The organism is Nitrosomonas sp. Is79A3 (assembly GCF_000219585.1).
GTDB lineage: Bacteria > Pseudomonadota > Gammaproteobacteria > Burkholderiales > Nitrosomonadaceae > Nitrosomonas.
The window spans coordinates 803,985-824,992 of the sequence record NC_015731.1 but is presented as its reverse complement, the minus strand read 5'-3'; the positions used below and the strand labels follow the sequence as shown (position 1 = coordinate 824,992).

Below are 21,008 nucleotides of genomic sequence, written 5' to 3'. Positions count from 1 at the left end.
CTATTTTTTCAGGATACCTTGAGAAAATTCCATTTATACTAATCCAATCACGAATATTTATTCATCGATAGAAGGAAAGCACCATGAAATTAATGATGATGTTAACTGTCGGCTTAATTCTTTTGGGGCTGTCGGCTTGCTCCAGTACAGGGCCTATTTTATATCCAAACACACATTTTCTATCTGTGGGGAAAAAGGTAGCAGAGGAGGATATTGAAGCTTGTAAAGAATTGGCCGAAGCGGCTGGTGCAAGGGAAGCAAAAGGAAATGTCAGTAATGTTGCGACAAGTACGGCCATGGGAGCAGGTGTTGGTGCTGCGAGCGGTGCAGTGGGCGGTGCTATATACGGTTCGGCTGGACAAGGCTCTTTAGTGGGCGCAGCCAGTGGCGCCGCCGCAGGATTGTTGCGAGGTATCTTCCTCTCGGCAAGACACACTCAACCCAATCAAGCTTATGCAAACTTCGTTTCTCGCTGTTTGCAAGAAAAAGGTTATGAAGTTACTGGCTGGCAATAGCAGGAGGTTCCGGAACTACGTAATACAACAAAGGAACCAGACTCAAATGCCGCCAGCCATTTCGGCAATTAACAATCCCAAAATACCTAATAGCAATAGGATGACCCATTTGAGATGATGAGAGATATTGCGTAACAACGCTTTGGTTTCTTCGTCCATACTCTAATTTATCCGTTCTTGATTCCGCTAGTATAGCTAAAAGACACCACTAAAGTACGGTTTTATGGCATCAAAATCCAGAATTTTGATTGATGGCACTTCTCCAAACTTAAGAATTGCCGGGGAAAACCGTATGTGATCTTTGATTCTTGTATCAATAGGGTGTGATATCAATAACATTGTTTTCAGAATATGTTTGAAGGAGGTGATGACAATGATTAAAGAACTTTCTTTTGATGATGACGATGGCATTTATCCTGCTGATAGTATAAATGATGAGGATGATCTGCTGGCGGATAGCAAAATCCCACCGGGGAAATTTGCAAAAATCATTGACGAATTTGAGACAGTCAAAGATGATTTTGATGATAACGAATTCGAAACAGTCAAAAATGATTTTGACGATGACGACGATAATGATGTTACGCTCGACTCGTTAGGACTGCGTTAGTTTCTCAAACTCTACAACAGCACTTGTTGCATAGCGAACGCAGCATAACAATCTATTCCTATGGAACAAGTAACGGTGAATACAGACGTAGAAATTTTAGAGAAAACAGTTTGTTTTGAAGGCTTCTTTCGTATCGAGCGTTACCGTTTGCGTCATCGATTATTCAGCGGTGACTGGAGTCACCCGCTGGTACGCGAGGTATTCGAACGTGGTCACGCCGCCGCAGTCCTGCCATATGATCCAATCCGCGATGAAGTCGTCCTGATAGAGCAATTCCGCGTTGGCGCCCTGAATGCTCCCGGCGGGCCATGGTTAATGGAAATTGTAGCCGGCATCATCGAAGCGGATGAAACGACAGAAGACGTAGTAAAACGCGAAAGCATCGAAGAAGCCAATTGCATCATTACCGACTTGATTCCATTGTATAACTTTCTGGTCAGCCCTGGCGGCACTACAGAAAGCGTTGCTTTATTCTGCGGCCGGGTTGATACGACGCATGCCGGTGGCGTTCATGGTGCCAGTGAAGAAGGCGAAGATATCAAAGTACATGTCGTTGCAGTGGATACAGCACTCGCGTTATTACAAGCCGGAAAAATCAATTCAGTCAGCGCAATCATCGCCTTGCAGTGGTTGGCCTTAAATCGAGATCAGGTAAGAACCATGTGGGCAGTTTGAGTAATCGGGATTGGGGATTAATCCGCAATCAAAGCTGGATAATCTGATTGAACCGTTGGCACACCTGACTAAACAAAGTCACGTTCAAAGCACCCCAAGGATGTGGTTTGGCATTACGTACCCGCCAGTCAAATGAACGAGCAAAACTGTTCTCTTGATTTGCGCCACATATCCACCTGATGCACTATTACTTGCTTATAATACCGCCAACTATAATCTACAAGTACACGAATCCACGCCATTTTCATCAGGCTTTAAAAGAATGACGGCAACAACTAATCAACTTGCGAAACTACGGATATTTATCAGTTACGCGCGCGGCGGAAATGCGCACACTTGGTCGGAGCGGATACAATCCCACCTCGAACAACAGGGTGCCGAAGTCTGGCGGGATGAGCGGTCGATTGAGGAAGGCAACGACAATTGGTATCGCAGCATACAACGTGGCATTGAAAAGTCCGATGTGGTGGTTTGCATTGTAGGAAAAGATACTGATCAGTGTGGCTGGCAAGAGCGGGAAATGTTGTATTCAGATAAATTGAAAAAGCAAGTTGTAGCACTGCGTATTGATAATGTCAGCTTACCTTTCTACATCCAAGAAAAGCAACCGATCGAAGCGCATTCTGATCCGCAAGATACACTGGACCGATTGACCCGAAAATTAGCCGAAATTTTGCCTGCGCTGCAAAACCGCACCCCAAATATTGCGCCACTTTCTGAAAACAATTACACACAAACTTCTGCCAGCCCGCAGCGCCGGGATGAATTAACCTATCTTAATGATCTGATCAACAAGGATTTATCCGATCTGGAAAGTCGTTATGTGGCGTTGGAAGCCTGCGAACGCCGTTCGCTTTCTCCCGAGCGGGTAATGAAATCGCTTCGGGTTGATACCGATGCAATTTTCCGGGCTTTTAAAGTGGATCAAATAGCGCATGAGCAAGTCATCGAAAAAACTTATACGGATGCGCTGGATGCTTACCGGGATTTAGAAGACAAGCCGGTGCGACGCTTGGCGGTATTGGGTGAACCTGGTGCGGGTAAGTCGTTTTCGTTACAGCGAATTTCAATTGAATATGCCCGAAAAGCGCTGCAAGATGAACATGCGCCGATTCCATTACTGGTGCCGCTGGGGTCCTGGACGCGCGAAGCCATATCGTTGGAAGATTTTATTGAGGATCAATTGGGCAAACTTGGCCGCTATTTTTCAACATTGCGTGACCTGCGACGGGCTGTACTGCTGCTGGACGGCATGAACGAAATTCCTCCAGGGCAGCGCAAATTCAAGGTTGAGCAGATTAAGTGTCTGGCGCAAGATGAGCGCTTTGCCAGTGTCATGGTCAGTTGCCGTGAAAAAGATTTTACCGGGGATTGTTATTTACCATTTGATACCTTGGTATTGCAGCCATTAAAGCCATCGCAAATTATGGTTTTTCTGGAACGGGCATTTAATTTGCTGCAAGATGGATCCAATGCCGCTCAAGCTGCCCAAGACCGGTTCTGGCACTTAGCCGGCGGTGATGATATCCGGCAAGTGTGGGAGATCTGGCATAAAGCCGGTGCAGATCTGGATTTGTTCTGGAGTGCTAAAAAAATCCCCAAGGAAAACCCGAACATCGATACATCCTGGCAGCAAAATCAATTATGGCGGGAAGTGCGCTTTAATCCGCGCAGTTTATTACGACTGGCGTCGAATCCTTATTTGTTGCATGTTTTTATTGCACTCAAGCAAGTACCCAGCAATCGCGCCCAGTTATTCCAAGGATTCCTGCAGCTTTTGTATGAACGCGAACAAACGGCACGCGAGAACCGTCATGAACATGTTCCCGCTCGGACTGACTGGGAAGCGGCTCTAGTGGCGCTAGCTGAAGCAATGCAAAACACCGCAAATACACAACAATCAGATGGCGCGCAAACCACGCTATTGCGCTCACAATGTCCGGCCAGCTTAACGGATGATCTAATCAAATTTTCCATCGATGCGAGCGTACTACAGCAAAGCGGTAGTGATATCCGCTTTACGCATCAATTGTTACAGGAATATCTCGCCAGCCGTCTATTGTTGGATGCTAGCCATTCCAGTGACAAGACTGCGAATGATTTCTGGCCTCAAGCAACCTGGTGGGAGCGGTCTGGCTGGGAAGTCGTCGCGGAAATCGCCGCCGAATCGTGCGGCAACGATACTGACGCACAGCTACACTTAATTGCCTGGTTGGCCCAAGCCAATCCGGAGGTTGCCAGCACAATCTGGCAACATGTGGGAAAAATAAATTTATCATCCGAGGCACTTTCAACCATTGCCAACCAATGGTTTACTCGCATGACCGACATTGCACAGGAGCCGCATCCCGCTGCGCGTGCCGCCATTGGTCGTGCATTGGGAAATTTTGGACTGGACAACCGTAAAGGCGTCGGTTTGCGCGCGGATGGTTTGCCGGATATCGATTGGGTCAAAATTCCCTCTACTGCCTTTGTTTATCAAGATGATGAACACTCTCCGCTGCCGGAATTTCATATCGCCCGTTACCCGATCACGCATGCCCAGTTTCAGGCATTTATCGATGCCGGTGGTTATCAGGATGATCATTGGTGGCAGGGGTGGCAGGGGTGGCAGGTGTTGCATGAGCGCTTGGATGCACCCGCTTCACCCGACTGGAGCGAACCCAATGCACCACGGGAAACAGTCAGTTGGTATGAGGCGATAGCCTTCTGCCGCTGGCTTAGTGATCGACGGGGTTTTATGGTGAGTTTGCCAACAGAACAACAATGGGAACGGGCGGCACGTGGGACACAAGGTTTGAACTATCCTTGGGGGAATGAATTCCAGAAAGATTTTTCTAATTGTGAATTCAATCTCGGAAGAACTTCCGCAGTTGGGCTATATTCGCATGCCGCTTCGCCTGATGGTGTGCTGGATATGGCCGGCAATGTCTGGGAATGGTGCTTGAATGAATACGACATGTCAGAAAATTGCCAATTATCGGGCAACGAGGCCCGCGTACTGCGCGGTGGTTCCTGGTTCTATTATCCGGTCAACGTGCGCGCGTCGGTGCGCGTCAGCTACCATCCGGCCTATCGCCGCGGCAATCTCGGTTTCCGGGTATTGTGTTCGTCCCCCATCGAATAGCGGATCGCTGGCGCGCTGGCCGCTGAAGCGCTGGTTTGCTGTTCACTGATAGCGCCGCGAAGCGGTGCTTGAATTTTTCTGCCGTAAATCGCCGGGTTTGATGCGGATTGGCTTCAGCACATGCCGCCGTAGCCCCCATGAATCCGCAAAACGCATAGAGTTATCCATCCCTGCACGCCGACGTCACGATCAGTGCGGCTGAAGCTGAGGAATATTGGTTTGATAGTTTGAGCCTCGGTTTCCGGCATGATGAATGGCATCGATTGCTGATGGCTGTGATTATAGGCTACAAATTTTCCGCTTCGATCTCCGTCAAATCTTCCACCCCGGCAAGTTCGGCCAGCAGGTGAGTGTAATTTCTCAGTTGCGTTTGTAAGACTTGCAGTTCCTGGCGGAATTGCTGGCAGTCATCGGGAGAAGCAAAAGCGCCGTTCTGGCTTTTGCGATGCCATTTGGCGGTAAATGGCCGCACCACTTGGTTGAGTACCACGATGGCGATTTTGGCAAATTGTTCGCACGCATAGCCATGCGTTTTGAGGGTTTGCCGGGTGAGGTCGAACAAGTCGTGAATGCTGGTCAGTGCAGTTTGTTCCACGCCATCTTCGTCCGCCAGCGGTTGCGTGGTGATGCGTGTTACGAGTTCTACATAGAGATCCCATGCGGCCGCTTTATCGGGATCGGAGGGCTTCCATTCCATTTCCAAGAACGATGCCTTGATTTTGAGTCCGGTCAGGTTCCAGTTTTCAAACAGATCTTTAATTTTCATGATTTGGCCTCAATAACGCTGACTCAGTTTGAATAAGAATCGCAAAGAATACTTCCTATTCCAACCTAATGGAAATGGAATGCAGTCAGATAATCGTATCACTCTAACAGGCCGTTGAAAAACGTTTTCGAGGCAGCCGATGCAAGGCAAAAACAGGCGAAAAAACGCAGTTTATGCGTGATAAATGAGCATTTTGAGTCTGTTTTTAACACCGCAGCGGCAACGCAGATAGTTTTTCAACGGCCTGTAAAGGCGGGCCTGCAAACAAATTCGGCAATTCAGGCAACTGGCGGCGTTGCTGAAGGGCATACTCCATACTATCAAATTGCCAGGGAAAATCGTTTGTAATCTTTAATTTATGTTGCATAGCCCTATGCTCTACTAGTAATGTGATCAACAAATGCAGCGAGGAGGTTTGTCATGATAAACAAGAAATTCTTTGCCGATACTGCAGAGGTTATGGATGCAATTGATGGCGATGATGAAGCTTTAGCGGATGGCTTGATTCCTGATAGCCGGATCGTTCAGATCATTGATGAGCTAGAGACTAGCCATGATACTTTTGATGATGACGAAGAGTGTGAAATCACATTCGAGTCTTTGAGACTGCATTAGCAGCTAGGAGGCTGTCTTAGCCGGATAGGTCTGAGCACACACAGTTACGCCCCTGCTTCTTGGCCCGGTAAAGTTGCTGGTCTGCCTGGGAGATCAATTCATCCAAAGATATAGTAACATCTAAGGTACTGGCAACTCCCAAGCTGGCGGTAAATGAGAGTTTTTCTTCCTTATCGGTGGCAATCTGGATAGTGGCAATTTTTTTGCGCATCCTTTCCGCAATGGTTGCGGCATCTGACAATCGCGTTTCCGGCAGAAAAACGAGAAACTCTTCCCCGCCCCACCGCGCCAGAATATCTCCGCTACGTGCTTCTTTCTGCAAGGTCTCCGACAATTGCACCAAAACACGATCTCCCAATGCATGGCCATAATTGTCATTAAACACCTTGAAATGATCGATATCCAGCATGATGACCGATGTACTACTTTTGCTGCGTACACTCATGGCCCAGATCGGTTGCACAAATTTATAAAACGACCTCCGGTTATTCAAGTCGGTCAACAAATCAATTCCGGCCATTCTCTCAGCCGCCAGTTTCTCGTTCTGATTGATGTTAAAACGTTCGGCGAGTGCCAGCGCCAGCAAAATCGCATCGACCATCATGCCGATATCCGTCGCCCGATAAGTCAACCAGTTGAATGGAATGAATCCCCATACGGCGTTTGCCGTTATAGTTCCACCGCATATCGAGAAAATCGATGCCAGCAGAAAATACTTGGCGAACTTGTTATCGGCGCGCAACGAAATGGCACTCAATATGACTGAGGAAATGTAAAAAAAGAAAATGAAAACAATTGATATCAACAGTGCGATGACAAATTCATCGACCAGCATCGCAAAAAGTATTGATGCGCTAAAACCGGCGCAGCTTAGGATAATCACGTGATAAATGCGAGGCCAAGCTGTTTTGATAGCTAGAAAGTGTAATGCAAATGCAAACCCGCTCACGGTACAGACCATCATCAGAATCGGATTGGCCCATTGTTGCCATTGGGGCGATTCAGCCCACAACCATTGGTAGCCGTGACCGGTATAAGCAGCATTCAGTGCTAAAAAGAATAAGAGATAGAGTGAATAAAGCAGATAGGGGATAATTCTTAACCCTATGTACAACATAAAATTGTAAGCAACCAAAGCCAGGATGACACCGTACATAAAACCATAACTATAGGCTTGCAGCACATCTCTATCATTTAGCTTCTCAGTGCTCATAAAATAAATGGGCAAAACCATTGCGTCGGCTGATTCTATCCTGATCAAGACTGTGGTTTTATCCTGTGCAAAATCATGCCCCATGACAAAGAAACGATGATTGAGAGGGCGCTTTGAAAATGGCAGATTGTCGCCAGTGTGATAACTGTTGATTACTTGATCTCGTTGGAGAAAATAAACATCGATTTTATCCAGCCAGGCGGTTTCAAACAACAGGTTTCGATGAATAGCGGTTTCCCCGGAATTGCTAATTTGAAGTGCAAGCCATATCGGTTTTGAGCCGATGCCAAAATTAATAACGGAATTAGCGGATAAAGCGAAATGCCCTTTATTGAATGCATCCAAAGCATCGCGCATGCTTGCGTGGCTATCGTCACTCTGGTAAATCTGAATATATTGACCGATCGTTTCTTTGTATTCTATGGCAACATCCAGCTTTTCCGCACTGGCCGGAAAAATCCAGAAAAACATCACAATGACAGCGAAAGGCAATTGCAGAAGCTTCTTCATGCAATAATGCTGAGGATATTTATAAAAAGAGATAGCAACGGCTTTGAACCAAATAATTTGAGCTTTCCAGGTAGATGGGCGAGAATTATCTTACAGGATAATGAAATATTAATCAGCTTCTTTCAAGTCAAGAAAATAAGCCCATTTTCAGATACCAAGGCACATCGGTTATATTTGGTCGAGTTATAGGATTGGTAAAAATGGCGATCCCTACTTATTTTATTAACCTTACTTAAAATGATATCGACTATGAATAAACTATTTGATTTTACCCGATGGAGCCTCAGACTTTCGTTGCTTGCTGTCCTAATAGCAGCTCTGGCTATCTTCGGTCATCAATTCAGCATGATTGGTTTTCAACCAGCCTTATTGGGTCTCGCGGGTACTGTACTAACCGGATTTCTGGCCATCATTGTTGGATTGATTGGAACATTGCGTGCAATCAAAACAAAAGAAACTGAAATTGCCCCTACACTGGCTGGATCAACTCTAGGATTTTTAGTCGTGACGCCAGTTTTAATGACTATCATGGCGGGGGCCGGGACACCACGTATTCATGATATTACGACAGATCTGGCGCATCCGCCTGAGTTTGTGGCAATCAAGGCGCTACGCACACCGGCGCATAATTCTCTGGATCGGCCTGAGCCGGAGAATTTGGCCGCCTTACAGAAAGCAGGCTATCCCGATCTGACTCCGCTGTTCATTAATCGTCCCTCTGATCAGGTTTTTGAACAAGCAGTCGCATTGGTGAAAAAACGTGGCTGGGAGATTGCCGCTGCTTCTGCTGCAAATGGCAGAATCGAAGCAACAGACACCACACGCATCATGGGCTTCAAGGATGATGTAGTAATTCGGGTACAAGCAGCGGGAAACAAGACACAAGTCGATATGCGTTCCGCTTCCCGGGTCGGGAAAGGTGATCTGGGCATGAATGCCGAACGCATCCGGCTTTTTCTGATTGATTTAGGGAAGTAATTGGTCGATAACCTTATCTTATCTCGTCATCAAACAGTCAAACACACGGGATAGCATATGGGTAATGTTATCATTACAAAATCACTCACTACTCATTTCATATAATTTCACAACATGATTAATCCGACATCTGTTCAACTAATCGCTGCCGTGTTATTTGCACTGGCTGTAGTCCACACATTCTCAACCAAATATTTCGAACATCTGGCGCATATTCAACCACGTCATGCAGGAATTTGGCATTTATTGGGTGAAGTGGAAGTGGTGTTTGGTTTCTGGGCAATGGTTTTGATACTATTTATATTTGCCATAAGCGGTAAGCATGAGGCAATCACGTACCTTGAATCACGCGATTTTACCGAACCTATGTTTGTTTTTGTGATTATGGTGATTGCCGGTACGCGCCCTATTCTGGATCTCGCAGCCTCAAGTGTTCAGCGTATTGCATTCTTTCTGCCCATCAATAAAGGTACGGCGATGTACTTCTTATTGCTGGCTTTCGTTCCTCTATTGGGTTCGTTTATTACAGAACCTGCTGCGATGACACTTGCAGCACTGATGTTGCGTGATACGTTATTTAGCAAAGAGATATCCACTAAATTAAAATACGCGACGGTCGGTGTGTTATTTGTGAATGTTTCCATTGGTGGCACGCTGACACCTTTTGCGGCGCCACCAGTACTGATGGTCGCTGCAAAATGGAATTGGGATATTTGGTTTATGATGACGAACTTTGGCTGGAAAGCTGCGGCAGCCGTTGCTGTCAATGCGTGTGCAGTGACTTGGTTGTTCCGGCATGAGCTAGGGCATGTCAGTCAAAAGGTTGATACCGCCGTGTTAAAAACGCCGTTAGCGGTGATACTGATCCATTTGGTGTTTCTGACATTGGTTGTACTGTTTGCGCATCATCCCGTTGCCTTTATGGGCCTATTCCTATTCTTTCTTGGATTTACGGCCGCATATCAGCAGTATCAAAACCCATTAATCTTGCGCGAAGCTTTACTGGTAGCCTTCTTCTTAGGAGGATTGGTGGTACTCGGCGGGCAGCAGCAGTGGTGGCTGCAGCCGCTTCTGATGGATATGGATGATACGGCTGTGTTTTTTGGAGCAGCGGCGTTAACGGCGATTACTGATAATGCAGCGCTCACTTATTTGGGCTCATTGGTTGAAGGGCTGAGTGAAGAATTTAAAATAGCACTGGTAGCAGGCGCGGTCGCTGGCGGCGGTCTGACGGTAATAGCCAATGCGCCCAATCCTGCAGGTTTTGCTATTCTGCGAGGTAAGTTCGATGAGCAGTCGATTCATCCACTGGGCTTATTGATTGCGGCATTGCCTCCGACATTAGTGGCCATCATTGCATTTCGTGTGCTATGAGTATTCCCGAAAAAGAGAATCAGATTGAATCGGTGAATGGCACAAAATATCACAGGTAAGAAACTTTAAAAATCGAATCAACTTCTAAACTAAAAAACGAATCAGGCATCCTTAACAGCAGTTTGCACGATAGCCGGTGCAAGTAAGGGTTCCGGCTGATCCGGTGCTTTTTTATCGGGTATGTCATCAAACCAGTGATATACCATCGGCATAACCACCATCGTCATTAGCGTCGCTGTCGTCAATCCGAAAATGACCACGATAGCGAGTGGTTTTTGCACTTCAGAACCCAATCCCGTCGCTGTGAGAAAAGGTGCCAGCCCTAGAATTGTCGTGGCCGCCGTCATCATGACCGGCCGAAAACGTTGCGCACAGGCTTGTCTAGCGGCTGCTTGCACACTCAGGCCTTTTCCGCGCAATTCGCGCAGAAAGGATATCAGCACTACGCCGTTCAAGATGGAAGTTCCCCACACGGCAATAAAGCCTACCGATGCCGGTACCGACAAATATTGACCGGTAACAAAGAGTCCGACAATCCCGCCGACCGATGCGAAGGGTAATACCAAGTAGATGAGCACGGCCATTTTGACTGAGTTGAATAGCATGAACAGCAAGAAGAAAATAGCTGCCAACGTGACCGGCACAATAATGGAAAGTTTTGCCATCGCGCGCTGCATATTTTCAAATTGGCCACCCCAGACGAAATAATAGCCGGGAGGTAATTTAATTTCTCTCGCGGTACGCTCTTGGAGCTCAGCGACAAAACCACCCATGTCGCGCTCATGCACGTTAACACCGATGACCACACGGCGTTTGGCAAACTCACGTGAAATGATTGCAGGGCCATCGATCACTTTAATATCTGCGACTGCACTCATTGGAATGAGCATACCACCAGCAGCCCCTACTCCACCGGGTGTGCCACTGCCAGGCCTTAATAACAATTGCTTGATCGCTTCCACATCATAACGATACTTTTCCGGGAATCTCAGTAGCAACGTAAAGCGCCGCTCGCCTTCAAATACCTGAGTAACCGCCTTGCCACCCACTGCGGTAGCAATCTTTTCATTGACATCAGCGACATTCAAGCCGTGACGAGCGATGGCACGGCGATCAATATCAATCGTCAACTCCTGCTGGCCGGATAATCTTTCAATACGGATATCTCGAGCACCCCGTGTGGATTTGACGACACGCGCCACTTGTTCGGATAGTTTACGTAATTGTTCCAGATCATCGCCAAAAATTTTAATGGCGACTTGCGAACGCACTCCGGTGACCATTTCATCCACCCGCTGTGCAATTGGTTGAGAGATTACAATATTGACGCCCGGCAGCACGGACAGGGCTTTACGAATATCTTCCTCAATCTCGTGCTGTGTTCTGCCTGACCCAATGAGATCCAGATCGGCGATCGGATCCGATTCATTCTGCGATGCCGGATCAGCGGGAGTTTCTCCACGGCCCAGCTTGGAAACGACCGATTTGACGCCCGGTATCGCCGCGATCATTTTCATCGCTTCGGTTTCGATCTTGATGGCTTCATCCAAAGAAATGGATGGTGCGCGGATAATCACTGGGGTCACTGCGCCTTCCTTCATGATTGGAATGAACGCCGTACCCAGCAGCGGAAACAGCGCAAATGCCACCATCAATGAGCAAACAGCAACAATCAAGGTCTTTTTCTGATTACGCACCGCTAAATCGTAAATGCCCAAGTAGCCCTTTTTAAGCACAGCGATGACTTTAGTGTCCTGCTCGCTGCCGCCTTTTAACAGATAGTCACACAGCACAGGAGACAACAATAACGATACAATCAATGCGATAAATAACGAGATGGAAATAGTAATTGCTAGTGGACTGAATGTTTTTCCTTCCATTCCTTCCAGGGTCATTAAAGGAAGAAATACCAGCACGGTCACAATTAAACCAAAAATCACCGGCGTGCCGACTTCAGCAACTGCATCCACAATGACATCAAATTTGGACTTTCCCGTATCTTTGGCTTCCCCCAGGCGCTGATAAATATTTTCAACAACTACCACCGTGGGATCCACCATCATGCCGAGTGCAATCGTCAGCCCTCCCAATGACATCAAATTGGCAGGCATACCGTAATGGTTCATCACCAGGAAGGTGATCAATGGAGTGATAATCAGTGTGAAACATACGACAAAACTAGTACGAACAGTACCCAGAAAGATCGATAACACCACAATAACCAGAATCAAGGATTCCATCAGCGTAGTTTGAACGGTGGATAGTGCCCCATCCACTAGATCGGTGCGGTCATAAAACGGCACGATCTGCAAACCATCCGGCAAAATTCCACGTTCATTGATTTCAGCAACTCTTTCCTTGATTCGACCGACAATTTCCTTGGCATTACCGCCGCGCAGCATCATGACAATGCCAGTCACCGATTCGGTATATCCGTTTTTAATACTGGCGCCCTGGCGCACCTCGCCGCCCAAGGTCACCTCTGCCACGTCGCGCACATATACCGGAACACCATCCATTTCTTTGAGCACGATATTGCGGATATCATCCAACGAGGCGATGAGGCCCACGCCACGGATCAGATACTGCTCGTAGCGCAATGCCAATATATTGCCGCTGGCATTGGCATTATTGCTGGCCAATGCACGGTCAACCTGTCCTAGTGTTATATCGTAATGCCGCAGCTTATTGGGGTCGGCGTATACTTGGTATTCTTTGACAAATCCGCCAATGGAATTGATTTCCGCTACGCCCCTGATCGAGCGTAACAAGGGACGCACTACCCAATCCTGAACTGTTCGGCGCTCAATTAATTCTTCCTCAGTCAGTGCTCGGGTACCGTCATCCGGATGTTCGATAGTATATTGATAGACTTCCCCCAGACCTGTCGATACCGGCCCAAGTACTGGTGTGATGCCCGGTATCAACCGAGGTGTGACATCAATAATCCGCTCCATGACCAATTGGCGCGCAAAAAACACATCGGTTTGATCGGTGAACACCAAGGTGATTAGCGATAATCCACTCTTATTCAATGAGCGCATTTCGACTAACCCGGGCAGACCGGTCATGGCGATTTCAACTGGTACGGTAACCAATCGTTCCATCTCTTCCGGACTGCGGCCAATTGCTACCGTAGCGACCTGCACCTGGATGTTGGTGACATCTGGAAATGCATCCACAGTGAGCGATTTAACTGCAAACCCGCCTGCAGCGCATAGCATCAGTCCGATCACCAGCACCAGCAGACGCTGCCTCAACATTGCACGAACTATCGCGGCCATCATGGGCTACTCCAGTTCAGCAAGCTTACGCTCACTATCTAAATGAAAAGCACCTGCGGTTACGATACGTTGATCAATCATCAATCCTTTTATTACCGGACGTAAATCAGCCACTTCAGGACCCAATTCAACAGGCACGCGTTGAAAACGGTTATCGCCTAATGCGATAAAGACATAATCCTGATTTAACTCTCGAACGATAGCCGATTCAGGAACCACTAATACTTTGTGTTGCGGATCCGTGATGTGCATATTTGCCAGCATATCCGGTTTAAGCTTGCGTTCGGAATTTTCCACCATCACCCGGGTCATCACAGTACGGGTTAAACGATTGATCGTATCGGAAACAAAGATGATCACGCCATCCATAAGTTGAGCTCCTAATGCAGGCACTTGAATCTCGACATGTTGCTCCAAGTGAACTTCGCGAGCAATTTGCTCAGGCACATCGCCGACGACCCAAACATGCGACAAATCTGCAACTTGGAAAAGTGGATCAGCGGGTTGTACTACCTGACCTACCATGACATTACGTGCGATCACGTAGCCTTCGCGAGTTGCCTTGATATCCATCCACGGTAAGATTTTTCCTTGTTTTTTCAGTTCTTTTAATTCTTGATCGCCCATTCCAAATAATCTAAGTTGATCTATTGCTGCGCTTAACTCGGCTTGAGCAATTTCCAGCTCGGATTGGCGCCGTTCGACTTCTGCGAGTGGAATCACATCGGCAGTCAGCAAATGACGCGCGCGTTCGGTTGCTTTCTGGGTTACCACAACACGGGATACAGCGCGTAAATAGGCAAGTTGTGCTTGTGTTAAATCCGGACTGGTAATACGTGCCAATCGATCGCCTGCTTTAACGTAATCACCCAATATCACAAACATACTGATGATACGCCCTGTGACATAAGAACCAATTTGCGCGGTTCGTTCTTCATCGACTTGAACTCGGCTGGGTACAAGTATTTTATCGGCAAGATCAATGAGCGCTGGTTGCCCAATTTCTATCCGCCCTTCCAATTCGGGGCGAGCTGTGATGCTGTTAATATCACGCTCTGCTGTAGATTGTTTGGGAGCTTGTTCCTCCGAAGCTTTACCGCAGCCGGTCAGCAACAATGCAGCGATAACAATGAAACCGATGATTGATAATTTGAATTTCATTCTACAAGTAACTCCTTGGGATAATGTGCGCGCAGGCGGTCGATTTCGGCCGCGGCGGATTGCAGTTCAAAACGTGCCAGCAAAGAATCGCCGAGGATTCCACGATATATACGCTGCGTATCCAGCACATCGATCAAGCCGCGTTCACCAAAACGGTAGGCAGATTGAGCAACCTGCACGGCATTTTCTGCTTCCTTGATTAATCCGCTTTCAAACATGTCTACTCTACGCTGGGCAATCTGCAAAGCCTGCCATGCCGATTCAAACAGTTGTCCGACCTCAAAACGACGAAATTCGAGTGTTTCCCGTATCCGTGCGGAATCATAAATGGCCGTATCAATTTCACCCCGGCGGCGGTACCAGAGAGGAATTCTTACGCTCATACCAGCCGTGTTAGAGGTAAATTGAGCGTCCTGATAATTAGTGTATAGCACGTTGATTTGCGGTAATACCGAAGCTCGTTCTTGGCTAATCCGTAAGTTGGCGCGCTCTTGCTCGGCCTGTAAACGCATCACCTCAGGGTTAACGCTAGGAACTTGCTGACGTAATACCTCCAGCGAAGGAAAATTAACGGGATCTTTTAATGAAGCATTGATTTCAAAATCAGCGGGTATTGCTCCGGCTGTAAACTGCATAAGCGCTATGCGTGCGCGTTGCACGCCCAATCGGGCTGCCTCCCTGCGATTGGCTGCATTTTGTACTTCAGTATCCGCGCGGATTAACTCAAAGCGCGCTATTTCACCTCTTTCGACATTGATTGCAATGCGCCGGCGCACATCCTCCACTAAATCGTAGATACTTTGCTCCATTGCAAATTGTTCCTGGCGAAGCAATAATTCATAAGAACGCACACGTAATTGAGCGGCCAAATCAGCTCGCACTTGATCATAACTGGCACGACTGGCATCAACAACTGCCTCCGATGCATTAATACGCGCACTCCGCATGACAGGGTTTTCAATCGGCTGATTGACGGTCACGTGACGCTGCATCGAAGTAGGGCCAGTTATCGCTAAAGAATAGCGATGACTATCGGGACCAGCCGTCACGGTTACTTCAGGGTTAAGAAACGCTGATGCAGCCACTACACCGGCTTTAGACATTTCTATTTGCGAACGCGCGGCAAGAACGAGACCATTTGCCTGGAGACCCATCCGTTGTACTTCTTCAATCGTGAGTTTGGCTGTTTGTTGAGCAAATACGAGCGGTGATGAGAATACGAAGCTAAAACTAAGCAATAGATAACAAAACGGAGAAGTCTGCATAGAGCCCTTTCAATCATTACAAAGATGTGATTCCATTCACATAATCTTCACATAAAATTAACTACTAATAATATAGGAATTTTATGTTTCAGCAATCTTAATGTTAAGGATAATGAGGTCTTTTATTAGTATTTTGAAGAAAATCAGAATAGCCAACTAACAAAAGTTCAGAATTTACCAAAACATTCCTGAATGATTGCTGAACAATGTTATAAATCCATATGCATTCAAAATCCTCACATCACTATCTGTACCCGATAAAGTTCTTGATGCTGATTCTCAGCGTACTAGCGATTATTTGGCTTGTTACAGGAATATCTTGGCGGGTATATGAATTGCGTGACAATGATCCTAGCCGTGGTGCCACCATAAACGGTACCGATAAATTTGGTAGTCAAATTACCCAAACAATGTATCTTGACCAAGGCTGGTCTGCAGCTGATAGCCTATGGTTCTACAATACGACGCAAGGTTCCAATTTATTACCTTATAGTTTCTTTCTGGTGTTGGAACAGCCTGGTTCGTCCGCTTTGTTCCGCAGCGATGAAAATATTGATCGCTATGGCTATCTACCGCAACGACCAACCATCGGTAACTCGGACGGCTTGCCTGTCGGGATGGTACGAGATGAGTATCAAGGCAAGGCGTTTATGGGATTTACTTGTGCGGCCTGCCATACGACCCAAATCAATTATGCCGGTATCGGAATTCGTATTGATGGGGGTCCGGCGAATTCAGATATGGAAACTTTCATGATCGATTTGGCAGAGGCCCTGCATGCTACTTTAGTGACCCCGGAAAAACTTGATCGCTTTGTTAGAAACGTATTGAAACGAGGCCACTATGAGAATGCAAGTGATGTGTTAGCCGATCTGAAGAAATATGCTCAGCGTATTAAAACTTATACCATCATTAACACGCCCCGGGACACCAAGCGCCCGCTCACTCGCTATGGTTATGCGCGACTGGATGCGTTTGGACGTATCTATAACCGTGTGCTCGAACACATTATGAGTGCGCAACAATTGCGCGAATTACTGGCTGAAATACTTTCTCCTGCTGAACTGGCTAAAGTAATGACAGGCTTGGAACAGGTACTCAGCAGCAGTGATCGCGACCATATTATCGAACGAACCCAGGCATATTTGACTGACAAACAAATCATCAAATTACGCAATAAAATTTATAATCCGGCCGATGCCCCAGTCAGCTATCCTTTTCTGTGGGATGTTCCACAGCATGACTATATTCAATGGAATGGCAGGGTCGAGAACAGTGGACTGGGTCCCATGGCACGTAATGCGGGTCAACTGATCGGCGTATTCGGCACACTGGATTGGCAAGAAAAAGATGGATTCACCCTATCTTCAGTGCTCGGCGGTCAAGGATTTGGTTCCAAACATGTTGATTTTCAATCCTCCATCGATATTCGGAATTTGCGCCGAGTAGAAAACCATCTGCGCAAATTAACCTCACCCCTTTGGCCTGAACATATTTTGCCCAAGCTCGACAACACACGGTTGACTAGGGGTGCAGAATTATTTGCTCAATATTGCGCATCGTGCCATGGTCAAATAAATCGGTCAGATCCTGATCGACGCGTCGTCGCTAAAATGATTTCAGTCTCTTCCGTAGGAACGGATTCTAAAATGGCTGCAAACAGCATAGAATTTACCGGCTATAGCGGCATTCTCAAGAATCAATATGTTAGCGTCAGTACCGGTAACATCTTATTGCAAAGTCAAGCACCAGCGGTTGCTCTACTGACCTCCGCTACGCGCAATGTGGTTACCACGCCCGATCGCGACAAATGGTTTATACGACGATGGGTAGAGCGATCGTTTGATTTTGCCTATACATTTTTTGATAATGAAGTGCAATCTTCCCTTAAAAACGGGAACTACACGCCTGATACGACTGCCAAACCTTTTGCTTCGGTAATGGCTTATAAAGCACGCCCGCTCAATGGCATCTGGGCAACCGCTCCTTACTTACATAATGGCTCGGTACCGACACTGTATGATCTACTTCTACCCAAAAGACAAATAAATGATCCGATAGAAGCTGAATATCGGCCGGATGAATTTATGGCCGGTTCGCGTGAATTTGATCCGGAAAAAGTTGGCTTAAAATCTGCTGGCTACGATGGCTTCTTGTTTCGAACCAACATTTGGGGTAATAACAATAGTGGGCATGAATATGCTTCCGGCCGTACACCACAACCGGACGGAACATTTCTACCAGCATTGACTAAAGAACAACGGCTGGATCTGCTGGAATACCTTAAGACTTTATAACTGATATCAGGAAAATGATTACGACTCAGCTTGCATTAACTGCCTAAAACTCCAGCCATCTCCATGAGAATCTTATTCCCCAGTGATGCATTCATAGAGCGAGCGTCAGCTTTCTTACCGGCAACGCCACTTCTGGCACCGTTGCAGATTCATTCAGGTAAATCACTTTTCTTCTTGATACCACTTTGAGCTGGTTGTCACTGGCAAAATCCATAATAAATTCATAAGCGCCCGGATTGCTATTTTTTAGCACTGTTTTTACCCGCACACCCGCTTGCCCATCATGTATGACAGGTTGCGCATGCTCAGAGTATACCCAACGCCCATGGCTATCATAGCTGGCGAGCGCTCCGCAGAGCCTTTCTGACCAATCACTCGGACGAAATGGCCGACCATTGGGAGTAATACCCAGAACCAGCCACTCTTCAGGTTCGAACTTCATCTGTAATGCGGCCAAAATAAAGGCAAGAATTTACAAATAATATGCACTCTAGACATAACAGTTCTCTGAACTGTTGTTCAGAAATGATTTGGTAATTTTTTTGAGATCATGCCAAGAATTCATGATAAGAATCTTCTCTTTCTTTAAAATCCTGGTATTTATATCGGCGCATCTTGAAAAAAATAGAGGGCAGTTTCGATAAAACACAGTAGTAACTATGGAATTAATCAGGAAAAATAGGATCTGAAGCTTTACAACTAAGATCACCCACAACTTGAGTCAAATCTGTTTAAAATTGTTTGAGAAAAAAAAAGAAAGATGAGTATGATGCTTTATTTCATATCTTAGTTTTTCTATTTCATCAGGAGATAGTGTAGCTTTGCGAATTCCATACACCTTAAGACTTGTCATAATTACGAGTCAGGTTATCTGGCTCAGTGCGTGCGCCAATCTTCCATACTATGCTCAAGCCGTTGATGGGCATTTTAATGTTTTACGCCGCTCGCAACCGATTAGTGCGATTATTGCTCATCCTGATACGGATCCCAAATTAAAGCACTCACTGAGCAAAATTGTTCAATTGCGTGAATTTGCCAGTCGTGAATTGAAGTTGCCTGATAACCTGAGCTATACCAGTTATGCGGATTTAGAGCGACCCTACGTAGTATGGAATGTTTTTGCTTCGCCGGAGCTTTCTTTGAAACTCAAAGAATGGTGTTTTGTGCAGGTAGGTTGCGTCAATTATCGCGGTTTTTTCTCTCAAGCCAAGGCAGAACATTATGCAGAAGTGCTTAGAAATGAGGGTTATGATGTGTATGTCGGTGGAATCCGCGCCTATTCCACCTTAGGCTGGTTCAGCGATCCGGTATTAAATACCTTTATCGGGTATTCTGAAATGAATCTTGCCCGTCTGATATTTCATGAGCTCGCTCATCAGGTAGTTTATGTGCCCGGTGACAGTGTTTTCAATGAATCTTTTGCTACCGCAGTTGAGCATGAAGGTGTCCGGCGCTGGTTTGAGAGTAATGGTACAGTTTTTCAGCAAGCTGTATTAAATGCGAGGCAAGAAAGAGAGGCTATTTTTACCAATCTGGTGTTAAAACATCGCAAACGGTTACAAGAATTATTCCATTCGGATATCAGTAACGCTGAGAAACGTATCCAAAAAACACATATATTTGAGGAACTCCGCGAAGAATTCTTACACCTGAAAGCCGACAAAGCTGAGTTCAGCAGTTATGACCAATGGTTTGCGCAACCATTAAATAACGCATTACTGGCAACTGTTTCCATTTACACTCAGTTATTACCCTCATTCCAGGCAATTCTTACCCAACAAGACAAGGATATGGAAAGGTTCTTTAATGCCGTCACAGAAATTAGCAAGCTTCCGAAGAAGGAGCGAAATTTAGTGTTGCAGAAGGCTGCTGAAGGAAGTCAGGAGCGGATAGTTGCCGAGCGTTAGCGTTTCACTTACAGCATACTCACAACTGTGAGTCGTGGCGTTAGATACTGCAGCGTCTGGCATTCCCCTTCATCTTTATATTGTTCTCGTATTACAACAATTTTGTCTATATTTTCAATAAACAAATCAACTAGCTGCGGATCGAACTGCATTCCAGCCTTGCTTTTGATGTACTCAACGGCTCTTTCGATGGGCCAGGCTTCTTTATAGGGTCTTGGCGATGTGAGCGCATCAAAAACATCACTGATGGCGGTAATACGGCCTTCGATTGGAATAGAAGCTGCTCTAAGTTGCTTGGGATATCCGTTTCCATCCCAGTGCTCGTGATGTGATAGCGCAATACTGGCCGCCAGTTGCACCATCAAGGACTCATGCTTGGTTAGCAGATCAGCGCCCGTTTGCGCATGCCTACGCATTTTTTCCCATTCTACATCGGTCAGTTTCCCTGCCTTCAGCAGTATATGATCAGGAATGCCAATTTTACCAATATCATGCAATGGCGCAGCTTTTTCAATCAGATAACAGATATCAGCAGGCAACTCCAAAGCTTCAGAAAGAATGCGCGCGTACTTACCCACACGTATGACGTGCTTGCCGGTATCATTATCACGCATTTCACCCACTTGGGCCAGAATGCTGATTAAGGAAACTCTGATTAAGTCCCAAAAACTTGTAAAATACGCGGTAGATTGTAACCACTGCAAGGGAATG

The 21,008-nt window shown here is 46.5% G+C and carries 18 protein-coding genes; 10 read left to right on the top strand and 8 right to left on the bottom strand.

Translation table 11 applies throughout. The annotated features are described in order from the left end of the window. Positions 1-92 precede the first annotated feature (92 nt). From NIT79A3_RS03715 to NIT79A3_RS03700, 4 genes are all read left to right on the top strand, one after another. A complete protein-coding gene (locus NIT79A3_RS03715; RefSeq protein ID WP_348225715.1) occupies positions 93-515 on the top strand; it encodes a glycine zipper family protein in 423 nt (140 codons plus the stop codon). A 373-nt stretch (positions 516-888) separates the two neighbouring features. Then, positions 889-1,125: a hypothetical protein gene (locus NIT79A3_RS03710; protein WP_013964924.1), complete on the top strand. Its 237-nt coding sequence runs from the start codon at positions 889-891 to the stop codon at positions 1,123-1,125. A gap of 75 nt (positions 1,126-1,200) precedes the next feature. Continuing rightward, the gene (gene nudF, locus NIT79A3_RS03705; RefSeq protein WP_348225714.1) at positions 1,201-1,800 is read left to right on the top strand and encodes an ADP-ribose diphosphatase; all 600 of its coding nucleotides are present in this window, start codon (positions 1,201-1,203) and stop codon (positions 1,798-1,800) included. 262 nt (positions 1,801-2,062) lie between these two features. Next, complete coding sequence (locus tag NIT79A3_RS03700) at positions 2,063-4,927, top strand: SUMF1/EgtB/PvdO family nonheme iron enzyme (RefSeq protein ID WP_013964922.1); 2,865 nt, start codon at positions 2,063-2,065, stop codon at positions 4,925-4,927. A gap of 42 nt (positions 4,928-4,969) precedes the next feature. Here the strand turns inward: NIT79A3_RS03700 and NIT79A3_RS19295 are convergent, their stop codons facing one another. Next, a complete protein-coding gene (locus NIT79A3_RS19295; RefSeq protein ID WP_348225713.1) occupies positions 4,970-5,095 on the bottom strand; it encodes a hypothetical protein in 126 nt (41 codons plus the stop codon). A 118-nt stretch (positions 5,096-5,213) separates the two neighbouring features. Continuing rightward, a complete protein-coding gene (locus NIT79A3_RS03695; RefSeq protein ID WP_013964921.1) occupies positions 5,214-5,693 on the bottom strand; it encodes a hypothetical protein in 480 nt (159 codons plus the stop codon). Positions 5,694-5,807: 114 nt separating this feature from the next. Here NIT79A3_RS03695 and NIT79A3_RS03690 point away from each other — a divergent pair, with 114 nt between their 5' ends. Both NIT79A3_RS03690 and NIT79A3_RS03685 read left to right on the top strand, forming a co-directional pair. Then, on the top strand, positions 5,808-6,041 hold the full coding sequence (locus NIT79A3_RS03690; RefSeq protein WP_041360120.1) for a hypothetical protein: 234 nt from the start codon (positions 5,808-5,810) through the stop codon (positions 6,039-6,041). A 72-nt stretch (positions 6,042-6,113) separates the two neighbouring features. Then, positions 6,114-6,308, top strand: coding sequence for a hypothetical protein (locus NIT79A3_RS03685; RefSeq protein WP_013964919.1), 195 nt, complete (start codon positions 6,114-6,116; stop codon positions 6,306-6,308). Between the two features lie 16 nt (positions 6,309-6,324). On the opposite strand, the gene NIT79A3_RS03680 is transcribed toward NIT79A3_RS03685, so the two are convergent. Beyond that, positions 6,325-8,031 (bottom strand): diguanylate cyclase, encoded by a 1,707-nt coding sequence (locus NIT79A3_RS03680; RefSeq protein WP_013964918.1) that lies wholly within the window; start codon positions 8,029-8,031, stop codon positions 6,325-6,327. A 249-nt stretch (positions 8,032-8,280) separates the two neighbouring features. On the opposite strand from NIT79A3_RS03680, the gene NIT79A3_RS03675 reads away from it, so the two are divergent. Together NIT79A3_RS03675 and NIT79A3_RS03670 are read left to right on the top strand one after the other, a co-directional pair. Further along, a complete protein-coding gene (locus NIT79A3_RS03675) occupies positions 8,281-9,009 on the top strand; it encodes a DUF1499 domain-containing protein (protein ID WP_013964917.1) in 729 nt (242 codons plus the stop codon). Positions 9,010-9,126: 117 nt separating this feature from the next. Beyond that, the gene (locus NIT79A3_RS03670) at positions 9,127-10,383 is read left to right on the top strand and encodes a putative Na+/H+ antiporter (protein ID WP_198009409.1); all 1,257 of its coding nucleotides are present in this window, start codon (positions 9,127-9,129) and stop codon (positions 10,381-10,383) included. Positions 10,384-10,484: 101 nt separating this feature from the next. Here NIT79A3_RS03670 and NIT79A3_RS03665 read toward each other — a convergent pair whose 3' ends face one another. From NIT79A3_RS03665 to NIT79A3_RS03655, 3 genes are read right to left on the bottom strand one after another with little or no spacing between them, the layout of a single operon-like run. Next, entirely contained in the window at positions 10,485-13,670 is a 3,186-nt protein-coding gene (locus tag NIT79A3_RS03665; RefSeq protein ID WP_013964915.1) for a CusA/CzcA family heavy metal efflux RND transporter, read from the bottom strand. 3 nt (positions 13,671-13,673) lie between these two features. Further along, the gene (locus NIT79A3_RS03660) at positions 13,674-14,828 is read right to left on the bottom strand and encodes an efflux RND transporter periplasmic adaptor subunit (RefSeq protein ID WP_013964914.1); all 1,155 of its coding nucleotides are present in this window, start codon (positions 14,826-14,828) and stop codon (positions 13,674-13,676) included. Beyond that, the gene (locus NIT79A3_RS03655; RefSeq protein WP_013964913.1) at positions 14,825-16,093 is read right to left on the bottom strand and encodes a TolC family protein; all 1,269 of its coding nucleotides are present in this window, start codon (positions 16,091-16,093) and stop codon (positions 14,825-14,827) included. Before NIT79A3_RS03655 ends, NIT79A3_RS03660 begins: the two co-directional genes overlap by 4 nt. Before the next feature lie 269 nt (positions 16,094-16,362). On the opposite strand from NIT79A3_RS03655, the gene NIT79A3_RS03650 reads away from it, so the two are divergent. After that, on the top strand, positions 16,363-18,390 hold the full coding sequence (locus NIT79A3_RS03650) for a cytochrome c (protein WP_348225712.1): 2,028 nt from the start codon (positions 16,363-16,365) through the stop codon (positions 18,388-18,390). A 91-nt stretch (positions 18,391-18,481) separates the two neighbouring features. Here the strand turns inward: NIT79A3_RS03650 and NIT79A3_RS03645 are convergent, their stop codons facing one another. Further along, positions 18,482-18,832, bottom strand: coding sequence for a DUF3579 domain-containing protein (locus NIT79A3_RS03645; RefSeq protein WP_013964911.1), 351 nt, complete (start codon positions 18,830-18,832; stop codon positions 18,482-18,484). A gap of 379 nt (positions 18,833-19,211) precedes the next feature. Between NIT79A3_RS03645 and NIT79A3_RS03640 the strand changes: the two genes are divergently transcribed. Next, complete coding sequence (locus tag NIT79A3_RS03640; RefSeq protein ID WP_013964910.1) at positions 19,212-20,297, top strand: aminopeptidase; 1,086 nt, start codon at positions 19,212-19,214, stop codon at positions 20,295-20,297. An 8-nt stretch (positions 20,298-20,305) separates the two neighbouring features. Here the strand turns inward: NIT79A3_RS03640 and NIT79A3_RS03635 are convergent, their stop codons facing one another. Then, positions 20,306-20,911 (bottom strand): HD domain-containing phosphohydrolase, encoded by a 606-nt coding sequence (locus tag NIT79A3_RS03635; RefSeq protein ID WP_156797006.1) that lies wholly within the window; start codon positions 20,909-20,911, stop codon positions 20,306-20,308. Positions 20,912-21,008 lie beyond the last annotated feature (97 nt).

What these genes read in the sequence shown, in the direction of transcription:
- NIT79A3_RS03715 (WP_348225715.1), top strand. Translation starts at nt 93, where the DNA reads ATGATGATGTTAACTGTCGGCTTAATTCTTTTGGGGCTGTCGGCTTGC.
- NIT79A3_RS03710 (WP_013964924.1), top strand. Translation starts at nt 889, where the DNA reads ATGATTAAAGAACTTTCTTTTGATGATGACGATGGCATTTATCCTGCT.
- NIT79A3_RS03700 (WP_013964922.1), top strand. Translation starts at nt 2,063, where the DNA reads ATGACGGCAACAACTAATCAACTTGCGAAACTACGGATATTTATCAGT.
- NIT79A3_RS19295 (WP_348225713.1), bottom strand. Translation starts at nt 5,095, where the DNA reads ATGGATAACTCTATGCGTTTTGCGGATTCATGGGGGCTACGGCGGCAT.
- NIT79A3_RS03695 (WP_013964921.1), bottom strand. Translation starts at nt 5,693, where the DNA reads ATGAAAATTAAAGATCTGTTTGAAAACTGGAACCTGACCGGACTCAAA.
- NIT79A3_RS03685 (WP_013964919.1), top strand. Translation starts at nt 6,114, where the DNA reads ATGATAAACAAGAAATTCTTTGCCGATACTGCAGAGGTTATGGATGCA.
- NIT79A3_RS03680 (WP_013964918.1), bottom strand. Translation starts at nt 8,031, where the DNA reads ATGAAGAAGCTTCTGCAATTGCCTTTCGCTGTCATTGTGATGTTTTTC.
- NIT79A3_RS03675 (WP_013964917.1), top strand. Translation starts at nt 8,281, where the DNA reads ATGAATAAACTATTTGATTTTACCCGATGGAGCCTCAGACTTTCGTTG.
- NIT79A3_RS03665 (WP_013964915.1), bottom strand. Translation starts at nt 13,670, where the DNA reads ATGATGGCCGCGATAGTTCGTGCAATGTTGAGGCAGCGTCTGCTGGTG.
- NIT79A3_RS03660 (WP_013964914.1), bottom strand. Translation starts at nt 14,828, where the DNA reads ATGAAATTCAAATTATCAATCATCGGTTTCATTGTTATCGCTGCATTG.
- NIT79A3_RS03655 (WP_013964913.1), bottom strand. Translation starts at nt 16,093, where the DNA reads ATGCAGACTTCTCCGTTTTGTTATCTATTGCTTAGTTTTAGCTTCGTA.
- NIT79A3_RS03650 (WP_348225712.1), top strand. Translation starts at nt 16,363, where the DNA reads ATGCTGATTCTCAGCGTACTAGCGATTATTTGGCTTGTTACAGGAATA.
- NIT79A3_RS03645 (WP_013964911.1), bottom strand. Translation starts at nt 18,832, where the DNA reads ATGAAGTTCGAACCTGAAGAGTGGCTGGTTCTGGGTATTACTCCCAAT.
- NIT79A3_RS03635 (WP_156797006.1), bottom strand. Translation starts at nt 20,911, where the DNA reads ATGCGTGATAATGATACCGGCAAGCACGTCATACGTGTGGGTAAGTAC.